Raw genomic sequence first — 6637 nt, 5'->3', positions numbered from 1 at the left:
CAGCAAGGCCAGCAGCAACAAGACAGCAACAGTCAGTCGCAGCAAGGCCAGCAGCAACAAGACAGCAATAATCAGTCGCAGCAAGGCCAGCAGCAACAAGACAGCAATAGTCAGTCGCAGCAAGGCCAGCAGCAACAGGGAGCGGTTAAGCAAAGCGACGAAAAGTCCGACAACACTACCGCCACTGTCACCAAGGACAATGGCCGTCCCGGTAACAAAGAGGATGATACCGCATCAGCATTGGCGGCTTCTGATTCAAAGACTGGGAATGAGGCGATTCAAGCTAGCAATCCCGTACTCAAAAAACTGGAACAAATCCCAGATGATACCAGTGCCCTTATCCGTGCGCAGATGATTCTGCAAGCCCGAGAAAGACGAGCACCAAATCAAACTGATAACTCATGGTAATGTGATAATGAATACCCGAAATTTTGCATCCATTATGCCCCTCCAGCTCAAGCACGCTATGCTGTGTTTAGCCACTTTCATGGGCTTATTTTTCACCTCGGCCACTTATGCAGCTCAAGCGGTTGCCACCGTCAGCAAGAATGTCGTTGGCGTCCATGAGGTATTTCAATTACAGGTATCTATCGATGACAACGTTAATACCAATGCTCTCGATCTCTCGGTATTAAAAGAGCATTTCAACATCGGTACGCCATCAGCAAGTAGCGGCACCCAAATCATCAACGGAACGGTAAGTCGCAGCACAGAATGGACGGTGGCATTAGCCACCAAAGAAATTGGCGAATTTACGATTCCGAGCTTTCGTATTGGCGCTTCAAGCACAGATCCAATTACAATCACATCACTTAAAACAGCCAGTGACGGGCAAACAAATACAGCAACACCTGATATAAAAGTGATGGCAGACCTTGATAAATCAAGCCTGTACCTTGGTGAAAGCGCCGAATATACGGTACGCGTCCAACTAGGAGAGCAAATACGGCAAGCCTCGCTTACGGCACCATCCGGTGACGGATTAGAGGTCCATCAACTTGGGGAAGATCGCCAAGTCGAGACCGTCCTTAACGGTAAGCGTTACCTTGTTGTTATTCGCAAATACCAAATTACACCAACCAGCGCAGGCAATATTACCCTGCACGGGGCGGAGTTCTCCGGTACTATCATCAAAGGTAGCCGAGGATTTGGCTCGACCCTGCGTTTGCCGTTTAACAAAGCAGCCGAACAAGAAGTGCTACATGTAAAAAACAAACCAGCCGGTTACCAAGGTGTTTGGCTACCTACCGAAGATCTCCAACTTTCCCAGCAATGGCAACCAACAACCAATAGCGTCAAAGTCGGCGAACCTATCACCCGAATCCTTACCCTCAGGGTAAAAAATATCGAACAGAGCCGTCTACCGAACCTAAACCTGACCTATCCATCATCGGTTCGGGTTTACAGTGAAAAACCTGTCTACGGTTCGGATCAAGGTTATACAACAATGACCCTAAAACAGGTCATCATTCCACGCCAAGATGGCACCTTAACACTACCATCACTGGCTATTAATTGGTGGGATACGGCCAACGACAAACAACAAACCAGCAAGGTTGATGGACTCTCGCTCACCGTTATGCCGGGCGATAACCCATCAACTATCGATAACAATACAGCAGCACCTGTCAATCTTGCTCCAAACACCACAGCGAACCCGCAGCCTACGCCAACTCCGCAAACGGCAGAAACCGCCAACAACCCGGTATGGATTTGGGCAACGGGTATTTTCGCAGGATTATGGTTATTGACCATCTGGCTGTTCATCAATGAACGTAACAAACGCCTTGCTTTGATCGCTAGTACCACAGTGTTGATCCCCGGCACTGATAAGGCTATTCCATCACCACTGGCAGGAATGCGTCAGGCTATCAAAGCTAACGATAACATCCAGCTGCAATACCACATGAAAAAGTGGCAACAGGCTCAACCCAATCATCCGCAGGAACAACAGGTTCGTAAACTCATCTCGGCAATCATGGCGAGCTCCTATGCAGCCAAGCAAAGTACAGAGAACGGCAAAAAAGATGAAAGTGTTAAAGATGCTCAAAAAACACTGCTGTCTCTACTGGAAACCATTGAGAAAGAGCCACTACGGAGTCAAACAGATAAGAAACCAGCACTGACCCCCATTGAACCAGAGTAATTAGAACTGTAAATGTATAAAAATGCAGTGATACTTAAAAAGTATTTAACTATTTGGCGCTATCACTGAATTTTATCTCACTCTGAAAGCCCACTCATGTGGGCTTTTTAACAACCCCACATCCTTGTTTTTTACCATTGTTAACATCTGATTTTTTGTGCTCTCAGCATAAGCCAAACGTTTCCATCTCTAGAGAAATGGAATGTTAAATGATGGTTGCACAAAAGTTTATATTGATATGGTATGGAATTATGCCAAAATTCCTGTTACAAAATGTGACGCGGGCAAGATTTCACTCTTCCCGCACCGTCTCTTGCCACCTGTGGACAGGCTGATGTTGGAGACGGTCAATAACTATTAAAATCTGCAGGATGTAATATGAATCAAACACAACCCTTTCTAGCCCGAGTCGCGAACGGCAGCCTCGTAATCCAAATACTCTTTGGTATTATTGCTGGTGTTCTGCTTGCACTCTTCTCAAGTGAAGCCGCTGTCAAAGTTGGATTCCTTGGTAACCTGTTCGTCAGTGCATTAAAAGCTGTTGCACCGATACTGGTCTTCATTCTGGTTGCATCATCTATTGCCAACCAGAAAAAAGGCGCACATACCAATATGAAGCCCATTATTGTGCTTTACCTATTCGGTACATTAATGGCGTCATTGACCGCAGTAACCATGAGTTTCCTTTTCCCAACCACTCTAACTCTGGTAACGAGCGCGGAAGGGGCTACCCCGCCTGAAGGCATCGCCGAAGTCATCAATACACTACTGCTGAACGTTGTCGACAACCCAGTAAATGCACTAATGACCGGTAATTTCATCGGGATTTTGGCATGGGCTATTGCGCTGGGCCTATCACTTCACCAAGCCAGCGATGCAACCAAGCAGATATTCCATGACGTATCCAACGGTATCACGCTCATCGTCCGTTTCATTATTCGCCTGGCCCCAATTGGTATTTTCGGCCTCGTTGCCAACACCTTCGCCCAAACTGGCTTCGATGCGCTGATCGGCTACGGTCACTTACTGGCTGTACTATTAGGCTGTATGCTTACTCTTGCCTTTGTCGTTAACCCTGCGATCGTTTTCTTCAAAACTCGCGAGAACCCATACCCGCTGGTACTTCGCTGCCTACGTGAGAGTGGCATCACCGCCTTCTTTACCCGTAGTTCAGCTGCAAATATCCCGGTAAACATGGAACTGTGCAAAAAGCTGGATCTTCATGAAGACACCTATTCAGTGTCTATCCCGCTAGGGGCAACCATCAATATGGGTGGCGCGGCTATCACGATCACTATTCTGTCACTGGCAGCCGTACACACTCTCGGAATTGAGGTCGACCTTGCAACAGCCATACTCCTGAGTATTGTCGCTGCGGTTTCTGCTTGTGGTGCATCGGGCGTTGCTGGTGGTTCGCTACTACTGATCCCTCTCGCCTGTAGCCTCTTTGGTGTGCCGAACGATGTGGCGATGCAAGTTGTTGCAGTTGGCTTCATTATCGGTGTCATCCAAGACTCAGCCGAAACGGCGCTTAACAGTTCAACTGATGTCATCTTTACAGCTGCGGCATGCAAAGCCGCTGAAGCAAAAGCACAAACTGCCCAACAAAATACTGCTGCATAAGATCGACATTAATATCCATAATAAAACAGCATAAAAAAAACAGGCCAATTGGCCTGTTTTTTTATATGTCGATGATTACGAAATACTTATTGCTCGACTTCAAAACCCGGAACAAACACTTCTACACGACGGTTTTTCGCGCGACCTTCCTCTGTATCATTCGGCGCAACAGGCTCTAACTCGCCCTTGCCTTGTACAACGATGCGGCTCTTATCAATACCAAACTGGTTAGATACATAACCAGCTACAGCTTGCGCACGCTCTTCAGAAAGCTTCTGGTTATAGGCTTCACGGCCTCGGCTATCAGAGTGGCCCACTACATACAGGCTAGTCTGCGGGTAATTCACCAACTGCTGCGCAACTGGCTGGAGCATCTCAATATCAGCCTGACTTAGCGCATCACTATCAAACGCAAATGGCAAAATTGCACCAACCGAAGGAACCTTCACAATTTGTGGCACAGGCTCTGGCTCAACAACAGGCTCAGGTTTCGGCTCAACAACAGGAAGTGGCGCTGGAGCACCCCAGTGGTAAACCAGACCGACACCATAGAAATGTACATCCGTCTCGCCTGGGATCTGGGTATCACCAACTTGGTTGTAGTATTGATATTCAAGACGTGCTGACAGATTGTTGCTGAAGTAGTATTCAAGACCGACGCCAGCAGTACCAGACACCCCGGTATCGTCTTCGTTGATCACGCCATTATCAACATCGAACCCTGCAGCACCCAACTTGGCATAGATATCAAACTCTTTTGAGACCTCGTAAGTAAACTTACCAACGAGATCCAATGCCTGAACTTCATAGCCATCATTGGCGAAATCAAGTTGGCCTAAATACGTATAGCCACCTTCTAGGGCAAACCACGGGGTAAAGTTATAACCAATAAAGGCACCGCCCCCCCAGTCATCTTTTTCCGCATCTACATTCTCGATTACCCCGTCCAGGCTACTGAAACTTGTTCCGCCGACTCGAGCACCAACATACCACGGGTTATCTGTTGCAGCCTGAACCGCACCAGACACCAACAAGGCCAATGGAAGCACTTTGAGTAATTTTGTCATGATTTACGTCCCTTATTGTTATTTTTGCCACTACTTACAATGTACGTTACCACTTTAAAACCAAGTTTATGATAACAACATCCCACATAAGTATTAGAACAAATTTAAGACGTCATACAAAATAATTACAATTATTTTTTCAAAGTAAAACAATGGGCAATAACAAAAGGCAAACGAAATAGGAAATATGAGGGACTTTGGGATATTCAACACCCACCTAGTACGGAAATGTGCATCGAGAATGATAAAAAGCAAGAATAACCGGCTATTCCTGCTTTTTTAAATACGAACCTGTTATGCCAAGATGCAGCAAGGCATAAACAGACTAACCTTTGTGTAATTCCAGCATAGCTTCAGAGGTTACGTCGTCTACCGACAGGAACATATATTCCACATCTCCTCGAGGTGATGTCATCGGGTTAAGTGTAACGTTCTGGTACATGAACGGAGCCTGCTGGGTAATAGGACGGACATTACGACACTTAAACAGGTATGGCCGCTGACGCCAAATCAGAAAGCTACGGCAACCAAGATTAAAAACGGGTTTAGACTTCGCTTCAAACCAAGGCCTTGGAACCTCAGGAAATACATCAAAGAAGCACTTACCCAACACTTCATGCGATTGCTTGCCACTGTGGTGGGTCATAAACCCGTTCCAAACATGGATTGTATATTCACGGTCAAGGACGATCAGACCCATATCCACATGCTGGACCATATCTACCATCCAGTGAAACTGCTCAAACTCAGCAGGTAATGACAGCATGACTTAATCCTCATCCATCAAGTAGGCTAATTTATTGTCCAGCAACGGCAGCGACTCATCGACGAACATCAACAGCATATCGCACTTGATGCCAGTCCCCTCGATACCGTAACTTACCTCGAATGTCATCGTACGACGCCAATTACCTGCGGTTTTATCTATCATACGATCAATCGGGCTATGCTGACCCAACACAACTGGGTGACTTTGATAGAATTTTACTTCAGCCTGCTGGCCCAAACCTTTCAAGAACGAACCGACCAAAATATTACTGACGTCCATCAGCAATTCAAGCTCAATATCCACACCGTCTACAGCAGGGTATTTCATCAAGCCCATCAAGTCAGCAACACTCGAGTCACTGAGCAATACCAAGGCTTCACCGGCAATGCCTTCTCCGCTAAAACCCTGACAAACTCCCGACATCGAACCATTGCTCGCCAGATGGCGCATTGTCATATGCAGTTCGCTGACTTCAAATACATTAACATTTGGCAGTGGCAGGTTTACGAACACATTGAAATGACGGGCCAAAGAGTCAGCGGCACGACCAATGGCAACGTTCGCAACTTCTAAGTAAATATCCCGACGGCGTAGGGTTGGTGTTACCACTCGCTGGATAACCGTGTCGAGACTAAAACTCGACGGGCTAACCAAATAGGTATTAAGCCAGGTTTTCAGCTCCGCCTTGTCGACTGGTTTTTTCAAAAACTCCAGAGCACCAAGGGATTTAACCCGAGCCTGAGCCTGTGGTTGAATATCCCCTGAAACGACAATAACTTTAATCGCAATCTGTCGCTCGCGGATCGCAGCAAGCGTTTCGTAACCATCCATTTCTGGCATGGTCAAATCAAGAAACATCAGATCAAACTTCTGCTTCTCAAGTAACGCCATTGCTTCAACACCGTTTGCCGCAAACGTTACCGTGGCATCCAGTGAGGATGGCAGCGCCCTTGCCATCTGCTTCCTAGCTAACGCCGAGTCATCACAAATCAAAATCGATGCTGACATTTTCTCTCGCTTCTTGTTATATTT

Annotated in this window: 5 protein-coding genes and 1 pseudogene; 3 read left to right on the top strand and 3 right to left on the bottom strand. The window is 46.7% G+C overall.

Annotated features, from left to right (window positions below; translation table 11 throughout):
• The 3 genes and pseudogenes from ABT56_RS24245 to sstT all read left to right on the top strand — a co-directional run.
• A pseudogene (locus tag ABT56_RS24245) lies at nucleotides 1-408 on the top strand (hypothetical protein); the annotation flags it as partial.
• Nucleotides 409-415: 7 nt separating this feature from the next.
• Nucleotides 416-2146 (top strand): BatD family protein, encoded by a 1731-nt coding sequence (locus ABT56_RS16635; protein ID WP_047880003.1) that lies wholly within the window; start codon nucleotides 416-418, stop codon nucleotides 2144-2146.
• 378 nt (nucleotides 2147-2524) lie between these two features.
• Nucleotides 2525-3769: a serine/threonine transporter SstT gene (gene sstT, locus ABT56_RS16630; protein WP_047880002.1), complete on the top strand. Its 1245-nt coding sequence runs from the start codon at nucleotides 2525-2527 to the stop codon at nucleotides 3767-3769.
• 86 nt (nucleotides 3770-3855) lie between these two features.
• Here the strand turns inward: sstT and ABT56_RS16625 are convergent, their stop codons facing one another.
• The 3 genes from ABT56_RS16625 to ABT56_RS16615 form a co-directional block, all read right to left on the bottom strand.
• Nucleotides 3856-4836, bottom strand: a complete 981-nt coding sequence (locus tag ABT56_RS16625; protein WP_047880001.1) for an outer membrane beta-barrel protein — start codon at nucleotides 4834-4836, stop codon at nucleotides 3856-3858.
• A gap of 325 nt (nucleotides 4837-5161) precedes the next feature.
• Complete coding sequence (locus tag ABT56_RS16620; protein ID WP_047880000.1) at nucleotides 5162-5602, bottom strand: PAS domain-containing protein; 441 nt, start codon at nucleotides 5600-5602, stop codon at nucleotides 5162-5164.
• 3 nt (nucleotides 5603-5605) lie between these two features.
• Nucleotides 5606-6613 carry a response regulator gene (locus ABT56_RS16615; RefSeq protein WP_047879999.1) on the bottom strand — a complete coding sequence of 336 codons (1008 nt, stop codon included), beginning with the start codon at nucleotides 6611-6613 and terminating at the stop codon, nucleotides 5606-5608.
• Between the last annotated feature and the right edge of the window lie 24 nt (nucleotides 6614-6637).

This window comes from Photobacterium aquae (genome assembly GCF_001029445.1).
GTDB lineage: Bacteria > Pseudomonadota > Gammaproteobacteria > Enterobacterales > Vibrionaceae > Photobacterium > Photobacterium aquae.
Note: the sequence above shows the minus strand (reverse complement) of the source record. Positions and strands in the feature narration are given on the sequence as shown.

Coding starts and splice junctions, on each gene's coding strand:
- ABT56_RS16635 (WP_047880003.1), top strand. CDS start 416: ATGAATACCCGAAATTTTGCATCCATTATGCCCCTCCAGCTCAAGCAC.
- sstT (WP_047880002.1), top strand. CDS start 2,525: ATGAATCAAACACAACCCTTTCTAGCCCGAGTCGCGAACGGCAGCCTC.
- ABT56_RS16625 (WP_047880001.1), bottom strand. CDS start 4,836: ATGACAAAATTACTCAAAGTGCTTCCATTGGCCTTGTTGGTGTCTGGT.
- ABT56_RS16620 (WP_047880000.1), bottom strand. CDS start 5,602: ATGCTGTCATTACCTGCTGAGTTTGAGCAGTTTCACTGGATGGTAGAT.
- ABT56_RS16615 (WP_047879999.1), bottom strand. CDS start 6,613: ATGTCAGCATCGATTTTGATTTGTGATGACTCGGCGTTAGCTAGGAAG.